The sequence below is a fragment of the Aliiroseovarius sp. CAU 1755 genome (assembly GCF_054482655.1).
On sequence record NZ_JBTLRH010000004.1, the window covers coordinates 54297 to 70111 of the forward strand.

Sequence of the window (15815 nt, forward strand, 5' to 3'; positions counted from 1 at the left end):
CCAACACGACGGCCCTTAGGGACTGCGCGCCAAAAATAGGAGAGTAAGACCAACCGCCCGCCCCCAGATTGGGGACACCCGGCCTCGGAACGCATGAAATGCGTCTGGGCGGTTGGCCTATGGGTTCGAAAACCCGAACGTGATCGGTTTCGCCGCCGGCCTCACCCAAGAACAGAGGCGACATTGATCACAGAGGCCGTATTCGAATTACAAAACAAGGATGCCTGCGCAACCTCGGCGGGTGGGCCTTGGGCGAAATGTGGCACATCGCGGATCGGCTGCACTTAACCAACGTCAAGACGGTGCGGTTTTCATATGCGGCGGCAACGGGGGTGGCGGCGGCGGTGCAGGGCGTGCGGTGCGCGCTTGGGTCAGCGCGGGGATCATCCCGACAAGGAACAGCGCAAACGCCCCGATCCACGCGGCCCCGGCGATCAACACCAGCGCGTCATACCAGCCATAGAGCAGATCCGAGGCCAGCCAACGGGTCAGCGCCGACAGGATCATCAGCCCATAGCCGACCGCAACCGGGCGCGGCACAATCGGCGCGCGGCCCGTGTGGCCCAGCGTGGCGCGGCTCATCACCGCCAAAGTCATGCCGCCAACGCCGCCCAGACCCAGAACATGCAGCGCGCCGACCTCGTCCCCAATGCCCCAACCAGCCAAAGCGAACAGCGCCAGCCCGACGACCAACAGCCCTTGGGCGGCAAACAGCGACCACAAAAGCGGATCGCGCAACGACCAATGCGGGCGCCAAAGGCTGATCCGCAACCCGTGCAAAATCGCCAGAACCAGCGCAATGATGGGGGTGAATGGGGGCAAAAGCACGCTCCACGGAAGCGCGATGGAAGTCAGGATCGCGGTGCGATCCAGCCGGGGCGTGACAGGCGGCAAAGCCTCGGGCGGATGGCCCGCGCGGTTCATCGCGTTGCGGATAAACCCGGGCGTCACGCGCCCGCCCAGAACGACGATCAACCCGCACAAGGCCAAAAGCCCGATGCGCAGACCCACGCGGGCACCGTCCGGCCACAGGCCCAGCCAATCCAGATGCACCGCAAGGTTTGCGGCGAACAAAGTGCCAAGGAAAATCAGAAAGATCGCGTGTTGCGCCTTTGGGCGTTTGACGAGCTGCACCCCGATGCGCACCGCCAGCACCGCCAGAAATGACAGATCGACTGCGGCCACCAGCACAGGCGGAAGCGCTGCGGATTGCCAAAGCGCAATACGGCCCGCCAGCCACAAGGCGGCCAGCATCCCGATGACCAAACCGCGCCCGCTGGCGACAGCCGTCAGAAAGAACCCGGCAACCGCCGCGCCCGCATAGCCAAACACCATTTCATGGGCGTGCCACAGGTGCGGGGCCATCGACAGGCCCGACAGATCAGACGCGGTGCCCGTGGCTTGCCCGCTCAGCCAGACCTCCCATATCAAGCCGGAAAGAATGGCCCAGATTGCAGCGCCCAGAAAGAAGGCGCGAAACCCTTCGCTGAGGACGCGTTTCACCACATTTGCCATGACTGGCCCCCTATTGGCTGACGTCACGCAGCCTATGGGTCTGACGCGGGCGACCAATGACCAAAGTCAAGTCCTGCGCATGTGAAACGAAAAAAGGTGGCGGGTCGGCGCGCGCGTCAGGCGTCGTCTTCGGCCTGCGTGATCATGCCGTGGGTCCATTTGCCCAATACCCACGCAAACGGTACGCCAAGGATGACGCCGCCCGCGATCGCCTCGAACGGGGTAAGCGCGCGCAGGCCGATGGCTTGCAGCATCAAGAACAGGAAAAACAGGTTCACCGCCGCAGCCCCCGCCGCAAACGGATAGATCACAAGCGCCACCGCCCAGACGGGCCAGCGGCCTGACCTGTCTCCGTGATCGGTCATTTCTTGCGAAACACGGATTTCTGCACGGCAACCAGCGCAAGGATCAGCGCAATCGCAGCCCCCAACAGCCACAGAGTCGCGCCGCCAACAGCGTGCGAATGTCCGTCGATCACCGCTTCACGCAGTGGGGTCTGGTCGTGGTGGGCAAAAGCGGGTGAGGCCACGATGCCAGCCAATATGGCCAGTGGAAGAGTTTTCATAGCAGGGCTCCTGTCATGTTCTTTGTTCATCATATTGTAACGGCATGACGCAAGGCTTGATCATCATCAAGCAGCACTACATCGCCAACGGCATGGCATAAATAAGGGCGGCCAGCCCCAAAAACCCGACCAGAAAGGCGGTGAACCCGCCCCGGACAGCGCGCGCCACGCGCAGGCCCAGATAATCGGACAGGATCACAAAGGATTTCAGGCCCGACAGGACCAGAACGGACAGCACAAAGACCGGGCCAGCCTCGGGCAGGACACCCGCCAGAAAGGTCGTGGCGACGCTCAGGCCAATCAGCAGGAAAAACGCGCGGGTCAGGATTGCGTTGCTCATCAGTGCACCAGATAGATGATGGGAAACAGAAGCACCCAGACCAGATCGACCATGTGCCAAAACCCGGCACCTGCCTCAAGGTTGCGCGGCGTGCCCCAGCGCATGAGCAGCGCGAAGACGATCAGACCGGCCACAACATGCAGCGCGTGAAACCCGGTCAGCAGATAGTAGAAGGTGAAAAAGTCGCTGGTTTCGATCCCGATCCCGTGGCGCGCTTTTTCGGCGTATTCGAACCCTTTGACCACAAGGAACACGACACCAAATGCCATCGCAGCGGCCAGCCAAAGACGCATGTTGCGCACCGAATGGGCCGCGGCATTCACCGCGCGCGCTGCACAATAGCCGCTGGTGACAAGGACGATGGTGTTGGCCGCGCCCGCAACGCGGTTCAGCGCCTCTTGATCGGCGGCAAACGCCACCGGGTCCATGGCCCGCATGCCCAGAAACGCCAGCAGCCCCGCGCCGAACACCAGAAGTTCGGACACGATCAACACCCAGATCATCAGATCTCCGGGCAGGTCATCAATGATGGATGTCTGGTCGGTCATGCCCCACCGGTAATCTGGCGGTAGATTTCAGGCAATGCGGCAGTCAGCCGCGTGGGGTCCGGCACAATCGAAAATCCGCCTGCGCCAAAGATGCGATGCACCCAGCCCTGCCCTTTGTGATCAACGACGACGCCGTGCACCGCGTGACCCTTCATGCGGGCTTCGCGCACAGCCATGCGGCTATCTTCGATCCCGTGGCGACCTTCGTAATGGTCCAGATCGTTGGGTTTGCCATCGGTGATGACCAGCATCAGGCGGCGGGTGTTGGGTCGGTCGTCCAGCCCGGCGGTGGTATGGCGGATCGCCGCGCCAAGACGTGTGTAGAACGCGGGGGACAGCCCGCCGATCCGTGCCTCAACCCGCGGGCCCATTTTCTCGTCGAACCCTTTGCATTCCTGCACATAGACGCGGTCGCGTTTCAGGGATGAAAACGTGTTGATCGCGAAATCATCGCCGCACGCCTCTAGCCCCCACGCGAGCGCGGTCAGCGCTTCTTTTTCGACATCAATCACCTGACGGTCGCCAATCGCGCTTTCGGTTGAGCGTGATACATCCATCAGGACCGAGATCGCCAGATCACGTTCCATCACCCGCGCCGCGCGATAGACCCGGTCGCTGGACCGGCCCGTGGCGCGCAGTTCGACCTGCGCGGCAATCGCGGCTTCAAGGTCCAGCTCGTCACCGTCCAATTGGCGCGGCAGGATCACGCGTTTGGGGCGCAATGCCTCAAACTGACGTTTCACGGCGCGAATGCGGCGGTTGGTGGCGGGGTCGTGGTCGATCGCCTCCTCCTCGTCCGCGACGCTGGACAAAACCCGCGCGTGGTCGGGGATATAGCTATTCGTGCGGTGGTCCCATTCGGGATACATGTGCTTGCCGGACAGGCGTTCGCGGTCGGCATCTTCAGGCGACAGATCAAGGTGAAACTTCAGCCGCGTGGCGGTTTTCTTTGACACCTGTCCCAACGCCAGCTCGTCCTGATCGTCAGCCGCACGGCGTGCGTTATCGTCGTCATCATCTTCGATGCGACGGTTCATGTTCAGGCTTTCAACCCAGGAAAAGATCGCCTCGAACCGGTGCAGGATCAGGCTGTCGCGCCGTTCGGCCTGATCGCTTTCAGACCGGCGTGCGGCCTTGGTGCCTTCGGCTTCTTCGCCCGGCCCGCTGCCTTGCTCTTCATCGCCTTCGCCCAGCCGATCCACCGGTGCGCGTGCCGCCATCGGACGCAGGTCGGGCCACATCGGCACCGGGCGAAACGGGCGATAGCCACGCGGGGCAGTCAAATTAGACAGATCAGCATCGGGCGACCGGATCAGCGCCACATAGTCCAGCGCCAGCTTGCCCGTCGGCTCTGGCCCGCCCAGCAGGTGATCAATGGCTGCTTCCATCGCGGCCTCGGTGCCGGGAAGTTTTGCGTCAGGGCGCATCGCGCGGCACGCCCCCACCAGCGTTTCGTAAAAGCCGCGCAGGCCGGGGCAATCTTGCAACGTCGCCTGCGTCATCGCGATTGACGCTTGCAGGGCGCGAAGATCGGCGCGCAACGGGTCGTCGTCACCGACCGGGTCAGGCGCGTGCGCGACGGACGCGACAAGCCAGAAATACAGCGCCGCGTTGGCCTCGCGGGCGGGGAATTCAGCGATGGTTTCCGGCAGGCGCAGCGCTTCGCCATCAAAGCTGGGGCGCGCCTGCGTTTCGCGCCACGTGCCAAGCGACCGGCGAAACGACAGCCGGTGATGCGAGGCTGCGACGGTCGCCAGTTTTATTTCGGTGGAATGTGACCCGCCAAGGCCACGGAAAAACACGCCCAGACGGCCTTCGACATCGGCCAGATTGACGGCGTTTTCATCGTGAATGCCCGGTGCGTCCAGTCGGCTGGCGTATTTGTGCCAGATCTTGCCAACGGTTTCTTCGGGCTCGAAGGGATCAAAGATGCGTTCGGACATGGGGAACCTCGGGTGATTAGGCGGACCGTCCAGTGTAGAAAGACCCGCGACCGGCACCATGGCCGGTCGCGGATGTGGCACTAGCCATAGATCGCGGTGACCAGATCCATCAGCCCTTGCTTGACGTCTTCGTCATCGGACAGAGGTTCGATCATCGCCGCGCGGATCGCGCGTTCGACGGACATGCCGTCTTCGATCAGCGTGGCGCAATAGATCACCAGACGGGTCGAAACACCCTCTTCCAGATCCTGACCTTTCAGGCCGCGCAATTTGTGCGCCAGCCGGACAAGGGACGTTGCCCGGCTGACATCCAGTCCGCTTTCACGTGTCACAATATCGATTTCGCGGTCGTGGGAAGGGAAATCGAAGTCGATGGAAAGGAAACGCTGGCGGGTGGACGGTTTCAGGGTTTTCAGGATGTTCTGATACCCCGGATTGTAACTGGCCACGAGCATGAAGCCCGGAGCAGCCTCGATTTCTTCGCCGGTTTTATCCAGCGGCAGAATGCGGCGGTCATCGGTCAGCGGGTGCAAAACGACGGTCACGTCCTTGCGTGCTTCGACCACCTCATCAAGGTAACAGATCGCGCCTTCACGAACGGCGCGGGTCAGCGGGCCATCGACCCAGACCGTTTCCCCGCCTTTCAGCAGGTAACGCCCCACAAGGTCGGACGCGGACAGGTCGTCATGGCAGGCGACGGTATAAAGTGGGCGGCCCAGACGGGCGGCCATATGGGCGACGAAACGGGTCTTACCGCAACCGGTCGGACCTTTCAAAAGCAGCGGCAGCCCATGGCGTTCGGCAGCTTCGAAGATATCGCATTCGTCTGATACGGGTGAGTAGAAGGGGGCCGAAGCCCCCTCCGTTTTTTTGTCAACGGCAGCCATCTCAGGCACCTTCGCTTTCATACTGGTCCGTCGGCTCGATGATCTCGCGACGACGCGGGACAAGGATCGAGTAGATGAACAGAAGCGCACCGATCACCACCGCAAGACCCGAAAGCCAGCGCATGACGAAGAACAGATGCACGCCTTCCTGGATCTCCATGAAGTTCTCGCCCAGCACACGTTGCATGTGGGTTTGAACCGTGCCCGCAAAGGTCAGCGTGAAGGTCATGAAGGACATACCAGCGGTCATCAGCCAGAAGCTCACCATGTTCAGAACCTGGTTATACGGATCACGTCCGCGCAGGATCGGCATGGCATAGGTGATGATCGCAAGGTTCACCGACACATAGGCACCATAGAAGGCCAAGTGGCCGTGGGCCGCGGTGATCTGCGTGCCGTGGGTGTAATAGTTCACACCGTGCAGCGTGTGCAGGAAGCCCCAGACACCTGCGCCGAAGAAGGCGACAGTTGCGGCACCCAGCGCCCACAGAAGGGCAGCTTTGTTCGGGTGGTCGCGTTTGCCTTTCCACACCATGACGAAGCTGAAGCTCATCATTGCGAAGAAGGGAACCACTTCAAGCGTCGAGAAGATCGACCCGATCCACTGCCAATAGCCCGGCAGACCAATCCAGTAGTAGTGGTGGCCCGTCCCCAGAATGCCCGAGAACAGCGCGGTGGCGACGATGATATAGAGCCATTTTTCAATGATCTCACGGTCAACACCAGTCAGCTTCAGAAGCAAGAAGGCAAGGATCGAAGCCATGACCAGTTCCCAGGTCCCTTCCACCCACAGGTGAACGATGTACCACCAGAACATTTTGTCCAGCGACAGGTTGCCCGGGTTATAGAAGGAAAACAGCCACAGCAGTGACAGCGCCCACAGGCCGATCAGCAGAACGTTGGTGATCGCAGTCTTACGCCCCTTCAACACCGTCATCGAGATGTTGAACAGGAAGATCAGTGCCGCGACCAGAATGCCCAGCTTGACCCAGACAGGTTGTTCGATGAACTCGCGCCCTTCCATGCCCAACAGCCAGTGGCCGTGGAACAGGTCGAACGTATAGGTCACAACCGCACCCGCCGTGCCCACCAGAAGCAGGATCAGCTGGATATAGGCCAGCTTGGCGGAATACATCTCACGCTCGGCTTCTTCCGGGATAAGGAAGTAGGCCGCGCCAAAGAAGCCCAGCAAAAGCCAGACGACCAACGCGTTCGTGTGCAACATGCGCACGATGTTGAACGGCATCAGCTCGGACAGGAAGTTCGGGCTGATATAAATCCAGCCGGCCCACAGACCACCAAGCACCTGAACGGCAAAGACCGCCATGGCTGCCAGGAAGTACCAGTAGGCAATTCGTTGTGTTTGATATTTCATTTCACGTCTCCTCTTCCCGGCCTTAGCCTGCCTCGTTGGGCGGCCAGCCCTGTGCGTCGATGGTGTTCACCCACAGGAAGAAGTCTGCGAGGTCACGAATCTGTTCGTCGCTCAGGTTGAATTGCGGCATTTGGCGCCGCCCCTCGATGCCGCTGGGTTGTGCTTCCATCCAACCTTTCAGCACGTCGAACGCGCCTTCCGGGTCATCGTCGACACCCCACCGGGTCATCACGTTTTGCAGCTCGGGTGCAAAGTATGCGCCCTCGCCCATCAAAGTATGGCAGTTGATGCAGGCGTTCTTTTCCCACACATGTTTGCCGCGCACTACGCTTTCCGTCAGTTCTGCATTTGCAGTCGATTTGGTCACCACGTATCGCACCGAGTGCGCCGACAGGATCAAAAAGACCACGATGAAAAACAACGAGCCGCCATAGAACACGTTACGCGCCATGGTCTTAGTCATGACTTCTCGCATATTGGCCTCCAGTTCAGTTATCCAGTTTCGGTGATAAGGTAGCTATCTGACTCGTAGCTTGACAATTGTTAAGCAACAACCGCATTCCGACATAATTTCTAAGTCATTTCGCGCGACGGGCGTTTATTGCTATCTCTTTGTTTTTAGTGATGTTTTGCGGCCTGTCTGAGCCACATTTGCCCGAAATTCGCCCCAGACAAACCCACAGGTCGTCCGGCCCGCGGCACAGCCGTTGCCAGAAAGACCCAGCGATGCGGCAGCGCGGCGAATCGACCCACCGTCGCTTGCGAATCAGCAGCGTATATTGGTGTCGGTTTCCGCATCTGCACCGTTCAGTCGGACAGCCTTTTGGCTTAGCTTTCCGGCACCAAGCGACGCACGTATTTCTCGCCGGTCTGTTCTTTCAGATACGCCCGCGCGGTTGGCAACTTCCCGCATTCCTTGAGGTTTTTCGAGTTGCGATAGTGAATCGTGTAGATGTCGCGATCTTCAGGCAAAGGCTTGCCGCGAAGCTTACCACCCAAGATGTAATGCTGTTCTTCCGGCAGGATGTTCCAATCCAACCCCGCCCTGCGAATCGCGGCTGGCAGCGTCATCTGATCCAGATAAGGGCGACGGCGTTCCAGCGTTTCGACACGATCAACGATCTGAGCGGTGTCATACCAGACATCGGGGAACCGCCCTTGCCCCATGTCATGTTCGGGAAACGCCACCAGGCCCGAGCTGAAATACGGCACGACCGCACCCTTGCTGCGGCGCATCAGCTCATAGCGCTCTGGCGGGATTGGCATATCAAGCGCGCCGTAGATGTCATCCCAGACCGACTGCTCGGCCCACAGCATCGAGGCCGCCATGGAACACGACACGTGCCCCGGCTGGATGATGTTGTCCGGCGTGTTGTCGCGGATGAACAACACATCCGAATCCACAAACATCGAATAGGCACTGTCGCGCTTTTCCAGCGCCGCAAGGATCTTGTTGCCATGCGGATAGGCGGGGTCGAAGCGGTCTTTGGTTGTGAACGGCCGCACTTCGGCCCCCATCAGCTCATGCGCACGGTGCACCGCGGGGTGAATTTCGTGATACCGGTGTTCGGGGCAATAGCCGACCGCCTTCACCGAGTCGGGGAAATGCGTGCGGATCGAGGCCAGAAGATTGCACGCCATGATCTCGTATAGCGGTGGCTCGACGATATAGAAAATCGTCAGATCACTGGTGTCCGGCACATCCCCCACCCGTGCGATCCTATTTCAACGCCTGATTGGGGTCGATGCCGACCTGCTTGCACATCCGGTCCGCATAAGACCCTTCCAGCGGTGCGTTCTTGCGCCACCATGGCTTTGTGCCGTTGGTATACAGGTGGACCGACAGGGTGTTGTCGGTGAAATGCCCTTCGACCCGGCCATAGGGGTCATAGAAAATGTCGTTCAACTGGAACGGCACCGGATACAGGTAATCCGGGCTGAGCGCCCTGTCATAATCGCCGGTCTGCTGGGCAAAATAGGTGAAGGCTTGCGGGCCAAAGGCTGTGCGCTCGGCTTTGTAAATCCGCACCGGAAGCGGGTCGGACGCGAACCGTTCCAGTTTGCGCTTTTGGTTCTTGTTGAACCACGGCGGGGCCTCGGGCAGGTTTTCGTAGTAATCCAGCAGCATGTCGATCAGATCGCCCTGCGCGGGGATAGAAACGACGCCGCAATTCAGTGCGCCGCGAAAGCCATGGCCGGCATAGATATGCTGCATGTCATCGGGAAACGGCTTGTGGCAGAAGGCGTCGCAATCAATCCAGACCGCTTCTGTCTTCTTGATCATCTTATAGCGAAACACGTTGGACAGGAACGATGCGCTGGTCTGTTCGACCACTGACATGTCGATGTCCATAATCTCGGACGCGGGGCGGATCTCGACCCCTTCGGGCGCGTTCTGCACATCATCGGTGCAATAGAGCGTCGTCGGATGCCCCGCTTGAATATGCGATTTCAGACACAGCTGATTGAGGTAATGCAACTTGTCCCCGATCCAAAGCGATGCGACGGGGCGTCGGTTCAGTTCAGCCATGAAATTCTCCGCTTTGATTGGCCGCACCCATGCGCAGGCCTGATCCTGTTAGGGGTTAGGAATGGACATTTTCCCCTGAACTGTCCAGTGCCTTCGTGCCAGTTTTATGGTCAGATTGCAGGCGACAACCTTGTTTTCTCTACCATCCGTGGTCTGTCCGTGGCAGGTTGCGGCAGGCGAAAACGCCGACACCACATGAAAGCGCCGGGCAGAACACAAACACTATGACCAAGGCAGAACACGGCAATTCAAACGCAGGGTCAGTGGTGTCGGATATTTACGGCACTGTGGACTTCGCATTGAAGCCGAACAAAAGCCCGCATGGGCGCGTCACGGCCGTGTCGATGATGAAGGACGAAGGGCCGTTCGTGCTGGAATGGATCGCCCACCATCTGGCCGTCGGCTTCACCGACCTGGTGGTCTTTACCAATGATTGTTCTGACGGCACCGACGATATCCTGATCCGGCTCGAGGAGCTGGGCTTGGCCCACCACCGCCGCAACGTGATCGCGGACGGCATCCGGCCCCAGCCCTCGGCGTTGAAACATGCGCAAGTGGATCCGCTGGTCGGCGCAAGCGATTGGTTGTTGGTGTTCGATGCGGACGAGTTTTTGTGCATCCGCCATGGCGACGGGTCGCTGGACGGGATGATTTCAGCCGCACAGGACAAAGGCGCGAACGGCATCGTCATCACCTGGCGCATTTATGGCTCCGGCGGTGTTCACGACTGGTCACGCGCGCCTGTCACCGAACAGTATCTGCACGCCGCCCCGCCGATGTGGAACAAGGGTTGGGGCGTCAAGACGCTGTTCAAATTCGACCCCGATTACTGGAAGCTTGGCATCCACCGTCCCAAGATCAAGAACAAGCACCTCAAGACCGACTTTCCTGACAGCGTGGTTTGGCTGAACGGCTCTGGCCTGCCGATGGAGGACTATTTCAAGTTCCGCGGCTGGCGCTCGATCGTTCGCACGGTTGGCTATGACTGGGCGCAGATGAACCATTATGCGGTCAAATCCATCGACAGCTATGCGATCCGCAAGTTTCGCGGCAACGTGAACCTGAAGAAGGACAAGTATAACGCAGACTACTGGGCGCTTCAGGACCGCAACGAAGTGGCGGACGACAGCGCCCTGCGCCACGCCGACCGGCGGCGCGAGATCTTTGACACGCTGCTCACCGACCCGGTGCTTCACAAACTGCATTTCGCAGCACTCGACCGGGCCGAAGCGCGTCTGGCGGAGTTCAAAGGCACCGACGCCTATGCCGATCTGGTCGCCGGGTTGAAAGAGGCGTCAAAAGTCCCGATCACCAAGATCGACGCCAAACCCCCCAAACCTCGCGACCCCGCCCGCATCGCCGCCCTGATGTCCGAGGTCGAAAAGCAGCGCAACACCAAGCCCAAGGCCGAACGCCGCCACAGCGCGCACCTCGATTGGGGCAAAGCCAGCGATCTTTACGTGCGCGGGCCGATTGATCTGGCCACCGACACCCCGGTCGAGGTCTTCGAGAACCGCAAGCTGAAGATCCCCGCCGACCCGCGCGTGTTCACCCCCGCCTCGCTTCAGCTGATCATGGACGGCAAATTTGAACGCAACGCCGCCCGACGCATCCCGAAACTGCTGAACCCCGGCGCCACCTATCTTGAGGTCGGCGCAGGCGTCGGCTTCTTGCCCGCCGTGATCGCCCACGAACAACCCGGCGTCACCGTGATCGCACAGGAAGAGGCCCCTGCCCTTGCCCAGACCGCCGCGCGCATCTTGGAAATGAACGGGCTTTCGCAAGGGCCAGCGCTGACGCTGACCACCGCACCACTGATCCAACCCGGTGATGCCCAAGACACTGCGTCAGGGCTTAAAACACTGATCAAGGACAGCAAATGCAGCGTGCTTGTCGTGAACGACCCACGCATAACCCCTGCTATGCTGGAGACTTCCCTGAACGCGGTGCCTGAAATGCCACCCAAAGCCATCATCCTTGGCGCCCGCGCACTGGGCGACCAGATGGACGCCGAAACCGCCGCCAAAATGCTGACCAAAGCCGGCTATGGAATGCTGAAAGACAACCCACTCGCCGCCGCGCTGCTGTTTTTGCATCGCTCGGCGGTGCCCGAACAAGACAGGACAGGGTAATGCAAGACACTGATGACACACAGGATTTGGACGTCGCCAAGCTGACCCAAAGGCTGGAAAAGCTTGAACGGCGGCAAGCCAGAAACCAACGGGCAGCCCATGCCAAGGGGCTTTTGCAAGGCATCTGTTCGATGCTGAAACCCGGTGATGTCGTTCTGGACTGCGGCGCGAATGTCGGCGAGGTCACCGTTCCGCTGGCAAAAACCGGCGCCCATATCCACGCGTTCGAACCTGACCCCTATGCGTTCGGCAAGCTGTCAGATGCGACCCGCGACTTTAAGAACGTCACCCTTCACAACGCCGCCGTTGGCACGAAAGCTGGCATGATCAACCTGATGCGGGCTGAAAATTTCGATGAAAATCCAAGCGGGGCGTCGGTCAAAAGCACAGTGATCAGTGGCGGGCGCAAGATCGACGAAACCAACGGCAACAGCATCGAGGTGCCGTTGATCTCGCTGCCTGATTTCCTTTCCGACCTGCACACCCAACATGGCCAAATCGCATTTGTAAAAATGGATATCGAAGGGGCCGAGCTTGATATTCTAGAGGTGATGCAGGCTGAAGGGTTGTTCGACAAAATTACGCTGACCGTCGCAGAAACCCATGAAAACAAGTTCAAGGCCCTGCGCGACCGTTTCAAGGCCTTGCGTGTCGCCGTCGCGAAGGCTCACCCGCCAACCCGGGTCAATCTTGACTGGATCTAGCGCGCCAGCGGCACGCGGCGCCTATCATCACCGCAGTCCAAATCGTCGTTTGAACTCAAGACGTCAAGCAGGTCGGCGCAATCAATGTGCCGCACCCCTAGAACGTGATCGCCTTCATGCGCGCGGCGATCATTTTGACCACGCTCATCGCGGCAAGTGCCGAGGTGCGGGTGTTGTCAGGCAACGTCTTGCCAAGGATGGTAAAGGACAGCTCTCCAAAATCGCCGCGCGCGGTGATCTCGTGGATATTTGCGTCCACGTTCGGGTCGGCGATCAACTGGACTTGTGTTTTGTCAAACCCCAGCCCTGCCAGCGCGACAGCCGCCGCCACATTGGCGTTTTTCGGATATTTCAACGCCGCCTCTCGGGCTGAGCCTTCGAAATGCACCGTTGCGTCGCTGCCCGGATTGTCCAGATCCATCACATCTTCTGCGGGCGATCCCTTCCACCCTTTGGGCGGTTTGCGACCTGAGTAGGTGACCGCTTCTAGTGTGCCAACCTGCGCCGATGCGATGGCATCCAGCGCGCCGATGGCACCTGTAGACAGGTGCAGTTGTGTGCCCCCGGCCCGCGCGGCCTCGGTCAGCGCCTCGCGAAACGCATCATCGGCAAGGGCACCGATTGATACGGTGACAAGCGGCATACCCGCCCGCAGGATCGCGGCACCGTGGTCTCGCAAACCCGCATGGCCGGCGCAGTCCACCACCACATCCGCGCACGCATCCCCGATCGAGGTCAAGGCATGCACATCCGCACCCATCGCATCCTTCGCAGCCGAAGCCCGCCCTTCCCGCACGATGACGAACGCGATTTCGCCGCCGATCTCGGGCAGTTTCTGTGCCACATATTGTGCGATGGCGCCAAATCCGATGAAGCCGACTTTTATCATGTTGCAAACCTTTCTAGTGCCTTAACCGCCTGTTTCTGCGTTGAAAACAAACAGCGTTTCGCCGTTGATCTTATAGCCGTCGATCAGGGCTTTGGCGGTTTCTGACACCAACCATGCCTCAAGCTTCATGACCAAATCGGCCTTCACATGCGGGTGCTTGTCCGGGTTCACCGGCAGAAAGGCATACTGGTTGAACAGCACCGGATCACCGGCATAGACCAGCGCCAGATCGCCCTTGTTGCCAAAGTTCAGCCAGCTGGCCCGGTCCGACATGATATAGGCATTCATCCCCGACGCGGTGTTCAACGCAGCCCCCATGCCCGCGCCGACCGCGCGATACCAGTCGCCTTCAGGGATCACGTCAGCAGCGGCCCACAGGCTGAGCTCTTTCTTATGCGTCCCGCTGTCATCGCCGCGGCTGACGAAGGGCGCATTTGCGGCGGCGATCCTTTGCAACGCGTCGGCGGCGCTGGTCGCATCCGACAGCTTGGCCTCGTCCGTTCGAGGGCCAATAAACACGAAGTCATTATACATGATCTCGCGGCGATGGGTGCCGAAGCCACCGGCCAGAAATTTTTCCTCGGCCGGGCGGGAATGAACCAGGATCGCGTCCACATCGCCCGCTTGGCCCAGCTTGATCGCCTGACCGGTTCCGACGACAAGCAACCGCACGTCGATGCCCGTATCGTCCTTGATTTGTGGCAGCAGAATATCCGCCAGCCCCGAGTTGTGGAACGATGTCGTCACCGCAAGTTTCATATCCTCGGCCAGCGCACCACCTCCCATCAGGGCAGCGGCTGCAAGGGCCAGTATCATCCGTTTCATTCGACGATGTCTCCTTTCAGAAAGGCACGGGCGGGCGCAGAGGTCGGGCCTGCGAAAAAGTCCCGCGCGGATTGGTGTTCGTGAATGGTGCCGTTGAGCAAAAACAGCACCTCGGTGCCCAGACGACGTGCCTGCCCCATATCATGTGTGGACATGATCAACCGGGTGCCTGCGGAGGCGGCGCGGGTCAGGATGTCTTCGATTTCACGGGTAGCGCGGCCATCCAGCGACGCGCAGGGTTCGTCCAGAAACAGCAGATCAGGCTTGGTGATCAACGCACGCGCCAGCGCCAGTTTCTGCCGCTCGCCCCCTGACAGGAAAGGCGCCGGGCGCTCGAGCATATCGGCCAGCCCGACCTCTTCGGCCGCAGTTGTGGCACGGGCGCGGGCGTCAGATCGCGACACCCCCGTCAGGCGCAGCGGATAGGTCAGATTGCCCAGCACGGACCGGCGCATCATGATCGGGTGTTGGAAGACAAACGCCTGCCGCGCGCGGGCCGTGGCCTGATCGCAGGCCCATGTCACCGACCCGCTGCCAAGCCGTGCAATCCCATGCAACATCCGCAGAAACGAGGTCTTGCCCGCCCCGTTCGGCCCGATCACCATCGTAACCCCCTGCCCTTGCAGAGTCAGGTCCACTGGCCCCACCAGCACCTTGCCGCGCCGCCGTAAGGAGGCGTCTTGGATCGTCAGGGGAAACAGGATGCTCACCACCGCCCCTCCTGCTCTGTGCGGCCAATAATGTGGATCGCGAGGTTTACCGCGATGGCCATGGCGATCAGCACGAAACCCAACCCCAGCGCCAGCGCGAAATCCCCCTTGCCGGTCTCCAGCGCGATGGCGGTGGTCAGAACGCGGGTGTGGTGGTCAATATTGCCGCCCACGACCATGATCGCGCCAACCTCGCCGATCGCGCGGCCAAAGCCTGCCAGCGATGCGGTCAAAAGCGCGCGCCGTCCGTCCCATAACAGGGCCTGTATCCGTTGCCAGTTAGTGGTGTTCATCGAAATTAGCAGATCGTGGTAATCCGACCAAAGCTCCCGCAGCGCCTGATGCGCGATGGAGGCAATCAGCGGCACGATGATGATCACCTGCGCGATGATCATCGCCGTGGGGGTGAACAGCAAACCAAAGACGCCGAACGGACCAGAGCGGCTGAGGAAGACGTAGACGATCAAACCGACAACGACCGGCGGCAGACCCATCAGCGCATTCAGCACCGCAATCGTCACGCGGCGCGCGCGAAACCGGCGCACGGCCAAAAGCGCCCCCAACGGCAGCGCAATTGCCGAGGCGATCACCAGCGCCGTCAGCGTCACCCGAAGCGACCGCAACGTGATCTCGACCAGATCCGCATCCAGCGTGATCAGCAGCCAGAACGCCTGCACTATGCCGTCCCACAAGTCCGTCATCGGATGGTTTGAATGCCTTCTATCGGGGGCCGAGTCGGTGTGACGCGGCCATGCGTTCGGTTATGCACAGACTGACCATATCAGACGGGATGGGAAAACCGCTTTTGACGACAAAAAGCGACACCGGGTGGATTTCTATCCATTCTTTTGT

At 60.3% G+C, this 15815-nt stretch carries 17 protein-coding genes; 2 read left to right on the forward strand and 15 right to left on the reverse strand.

What is annotated here, in order from left to right; genetic code table 11:
* Window positions 1–294 precede the first annotated feature (294 nt).
* The 11 genes from ACXYMP_RS15470 to ACXYMP_RS15520 all read right to left on the reverse strand — a co-directional run bounded on the left by ACXYMP_RS15470 (window position 295) and on the right by ACXYMP_RS15520 (window position 9703).
* Window positions 295–1515 (reverse strand): NnrS family protein, encoded by a 1221-nt coding sequence (locus ACXYMP_RS15470; RefSeq protein ID WP_458907444.1) that lies wholly within the window; start codon window positions 1513–1515, stop codon window positions 295–297.
* Between the two features lie 116 nt (window positions 1516–1631).
* Complete coding sequence (locus tag ACXYMP_RS15475) at window positions 1632–1880, reverse strand: hypothetical protein (protein WP_458907446.1); 249 nt, start codon at window positions 1878–1880, stop codon at window positions 1632–1634.
* Window positions 1877–2080 (reverse strand): hypothetical protein, encoded by a 204-nt coding sequence (locus ACXYMP_RS15480; protein WP_298571572.1) that lies wholly within the window; start codon window positions 2078–2080, stop codon window positions 1877–1879. The genes ACXYMP_RS15475 and ACXYMP_RS15480 overlap by 4 nt, the downstream gene beginning before the upstream one ends.
* Before the next feature lie 76 nt (window positions 2081–2156).
* The gene (locus ACXYMP_RS15485) at window positions 2157–2420 is read right to left on the reverse strand and encodes a hypothetical protein (RefSeq protein WP_298571570.1); all 264 of its coding nucleotides are present in this window, start codon (window positions 2418–2420) and stop codon (window positions 2157–2159) included.
* Window positions 2420–2968, reverse strand: coding sequence for a cytochrome c oxidase subunit 3 (locus tag ACXYMP_RS15490; protein ID WP_458907449.1), 549 nt, complete (start codon window positions 2966–2968; stop codon window positions 2420–2422). Before ACXYMP_RS15490 ends, ACXYMP_RS15485 begins: the two co-directional genes overlap by 1 nt.
* Window positions 2965–4911: a nitric oxide reductase activation protein NorD gene (locus tag ACXYMP_RS15495; RefSeq protein ID WP_458907451.1), complete on the reverse strand. Its 1947-nt coding sequence runs from the start codon at window positions 4909–4911 to the stop codon at window positions 2965–2967. The genes ACXYMP_RS15490 and ACXYMP_RS15495 overlap by 4 nt, the downstream gene beginning before the upstream one ends.
* Before the next feature lie 80 nt (window positions 4912–4991).
* Window positions 4992–5798, reverse strand: coding sequence for a CbbQ/NirQ/NorQ/GpvN family protein (locus tag ACXYMP_RS15500; protein ID WP_298571563.1), 807 nt, complete (start codon window positions 5796–5798; stop codon window positions 4992–4994).
* A 1-nt stretch (window position 5799) separates the two neighbouring features.
* Window positions 5800–7173 (reverse strand): cbb3-type cytochrome c oxidase subunit I, encoded by a 1374-nt coding sequence (locus ACXYMP_RS15505; protein ID WP_458907453.1) that lies wholly within the window; start codon window positions 7171–7173, stop codon window positions 5800–5802.
* Window positions 7174–7195: 22 nt separating this feature from the next.
* Entirely contained in the window at window positions 7196–7648 is a 453-nt protein-coding gene (locus ACXYMP_RS15510; protein WP_298571559.1) for a c-type cytochrome, read from the reverse strand.
* 353 nt (window positions 7649–8001) lie between these two features.
* Complete coding sequence (locus tag ACXYMP_RS15515) at window positions 8002–8874, reverse strand: hypothetical protein (RefSeq protein ID WP_298571556.1); 873 nt, start codon at window positions 8872–8874, stop codon at window positions 8002–8004.
* Window positions 8875–8893: 19 nt separating this feature from the next.
* Entirely contained in the window at window positions 8894–9703 is an 810-nt protein-coding gene (locus tag ACXYMP_RS15520; RefSeq protein WP_298571554.1) for a hypothetical protein, read from the reverse strand.
* A gap of 224 nt (window positions 9704–9927) precedes the next feature.
* On the opposite strand from ACXYMP_RS15520, the gene ACXYMP_RS15525 reads away from it, so the two are divergent.
* Together ACXYMP_RS15525 and ACXYMP_RS15530 are read left to right on the forward strand one after the other, a co-directional pair.
* Window positions 9928–11835: a glycosyltransferase family 2 protein gene (locus ACXYMP_RS15525; RefSeq protein WP_458907457.1), complete on the forward strand. Its 1908-nt coding sequence runs from the start codon at window positions 9928–9930 to the stop codon at window positions 11833–11835.
* Window positions 11835–12539 (forward strand): FkbM family methyltransferase, encoded by a 705-nt coding sequence (locus ACXYMP_RS15530; RefSeq protein ID WP_458907459.1) that lies wholly within the window; start codon window positions 11835–11837, stop codon window positions 12537–12539. Before ACXYMP_RS15525 ends, ACXYMP_RS15530 begins: the two co-directional genes overlap by 1 nt.
* A gap of 97 nt (window positions 12540–12636) precedes the next feature.
* Here ACXYMP_RS15530 and ACXYMP_RS15535 read toward each other — a convergent pair whose 3' ends face one another.
* Genes ACXYMP_RS15535 through ACXYMP_RS15550 form a run of 4 tightly spaced genes read right to left on the reverse strand, consistent with a single transcriptional unit; the run spans window position 12637 to window position 15664 of the window.
* Window positions 12637–13428 carry an aspartate dehydrogenase gene (locus ACXYMP_RS15535; protein WP_458907461.1) on the reverse strand — a complete coding sequence of 264 codons (792 nt, stop codon included), beginning with the start codon at window positions 13426–13428 and terminating at the stop codon, window positions 12637–12639.
* A gap of 21 nt (window positions 13429–13449) precedes the next feature.
* Window positions 13450–14253 carry an ABC transporter substrate-binding protein gene (locus tag ACXYMP_RS15540; protein ID WP_458907463.1) on the reverse strand — a complete coding sequence of 268 codons (804 nt, stop codon included), beginning with the start codon at window positions 14251–14253 and terminating at the stop codon, window positions 13450–13452.
* A complete protein-coding gene (locus ACXYMP_RS15545; RefSeq protein ID WP_458907465.1) occupies window positions 14250–14963 on the reverse strand; it encodes an ATP-binding cassette domain-containing protein in 714 nt (237 codons plus the stop codon). Before ACXYMP_RS15545 ends, ACXYMP_RS15540 begins: the two co-directional genes overlap by 4 nt.
* On the reverse strand, window positions 14960–15664 hold the full coding sequence (locus ACXYMP_RS15550; RefSeq protein WP_298571539.1) for an ABC transporter permease: 705 nt from the start codon (window positions 15662–15664) through the stop codon (window positions 14960–14962). Before ACXYMP_RS15550 ends, ACXYMP_RS15545 begins: the two co-directional genes overlap by 4 nt.
* Window positions 15665–15815: the final 151 nt, after the last annotated feature.

What these genes read in the sequence shown, in the direction of transcription:
- ACXYMP_RS15470 (WP_458907444.1), bottom strand. Translation starts at nt 1,515, where the DNA reads ATGGCAAATGTGGTGAAACGCGTCCTCAGCGAAGGGTTTCGCGCCTTC.
- ACXYMP_RS15475 (WP_458907446.1), bottom strand. Translation starts at nt 1,880, where the DNA reads ATGACCGATCACGGAGACAGGTCAGGCCGCTGGCCCGTCTGGGCGGTG.
- ACXYMP_RS15480 (WP_298571572.1), bottom strand. Translation starts at nt 2,080, where the DNA reads ATGAAAACTCTTCCACTGGCCATATTGGCTGGCATCGTGGCCTCACCC.
- ACXYMP_RS15485 (WP_298571570.1), bottom strand. Translation starts at nt 2,420, where the DNA reads ATGAGCAACGCAATCCTGACCCGCGCGTTTTTCCTGCTGATTGGCCTG.
- ACXYMP_RS15490 (WP_458907449.1), bottom strand. Translation starts at nt 2,968, where the DNA reads ATGACCGACCAGACATCCATCATTGATGACCTGCCCGGAGATCTGATG.
- ACXYMP_RS15495 (WP_458907451.1), bottom strand. Translation starts at nt 4,911, where the DNA reads ATGTCCGAACGCATCTTTGATCCCTTCGAGCCCGAAGAAACCGTTGGC.
- ACXYMP_RS15500 (WP_298571563.1), bottom strand. Translation starts at nt 5,798, where the DNA reads ATGGCTGCCGTTGACAAAAAAACGGAGGGGGCTTCGGCCCCCTTCTAC.
- ACXYMP_RS15505 (WP_458907453.1), bottom strand. Translation starts at nt 7,173, where the DNA reads ATGAAATATCAAACACAACGAATTGCCTACTGGTACTTCCTGGCAGCC.
- ACXYMP_RS15510 (WP_298571559.1), bottom strand. Translation starts at nt 7,648, where the DNA reads ATGCGAGAAGTCATGACTAAGACCATGGCGCGTAACGTGTTCTATGGC.
- ACXYMP_RS15520 (WP_298571554.1), bottom strand. Translation starts at nt 9,703, where the DNA reads ATGGCTGAACTGAACCGACGCCCCGTCGCATCGCTTTGGATCGGGGAC.
- ACXYMP_RS15525 (WP_458907457.1), top strand. Translation starts at nt 9,928, where the DNA reads ATGACCAAGGCAGAACACGGCAATTCAAACGCAGGGTCAGTGGTGTCG.
- ACXYMP_RS15530 (WP_458907459.1), top strand. Translation starts at nt 11,835, where the DNA reads ATGCAAGACACTGATGACACACAGGATTTGGACGTCGCCAAGCTGACC.
- ACXYMP_RS15535 (WP_458907461.1), bottom strand. Translation starts at nt 13,428, where the DNA reads ATGATAAAAGTCGGCTTCATCGGATTTGGCGCCATCGCACAATATGTG.
- ACXYMP_RS15540 (WP_458907463.1), bottom strand. Translation starts at nt 14,253, where the DNA reads ATGAAACGGATGATACTGGCCCTTGCAGCCGCTGCCCTGATGGGAGGT.
- ACXYMP_RS15550 (WP_298571539.1), bottom strand. Translation starts at nt 15,664, where the DNA reads ATGACGGACTTGTGGGACGGCATAGTGCAGGCGTTCTGGCTGCTGATC.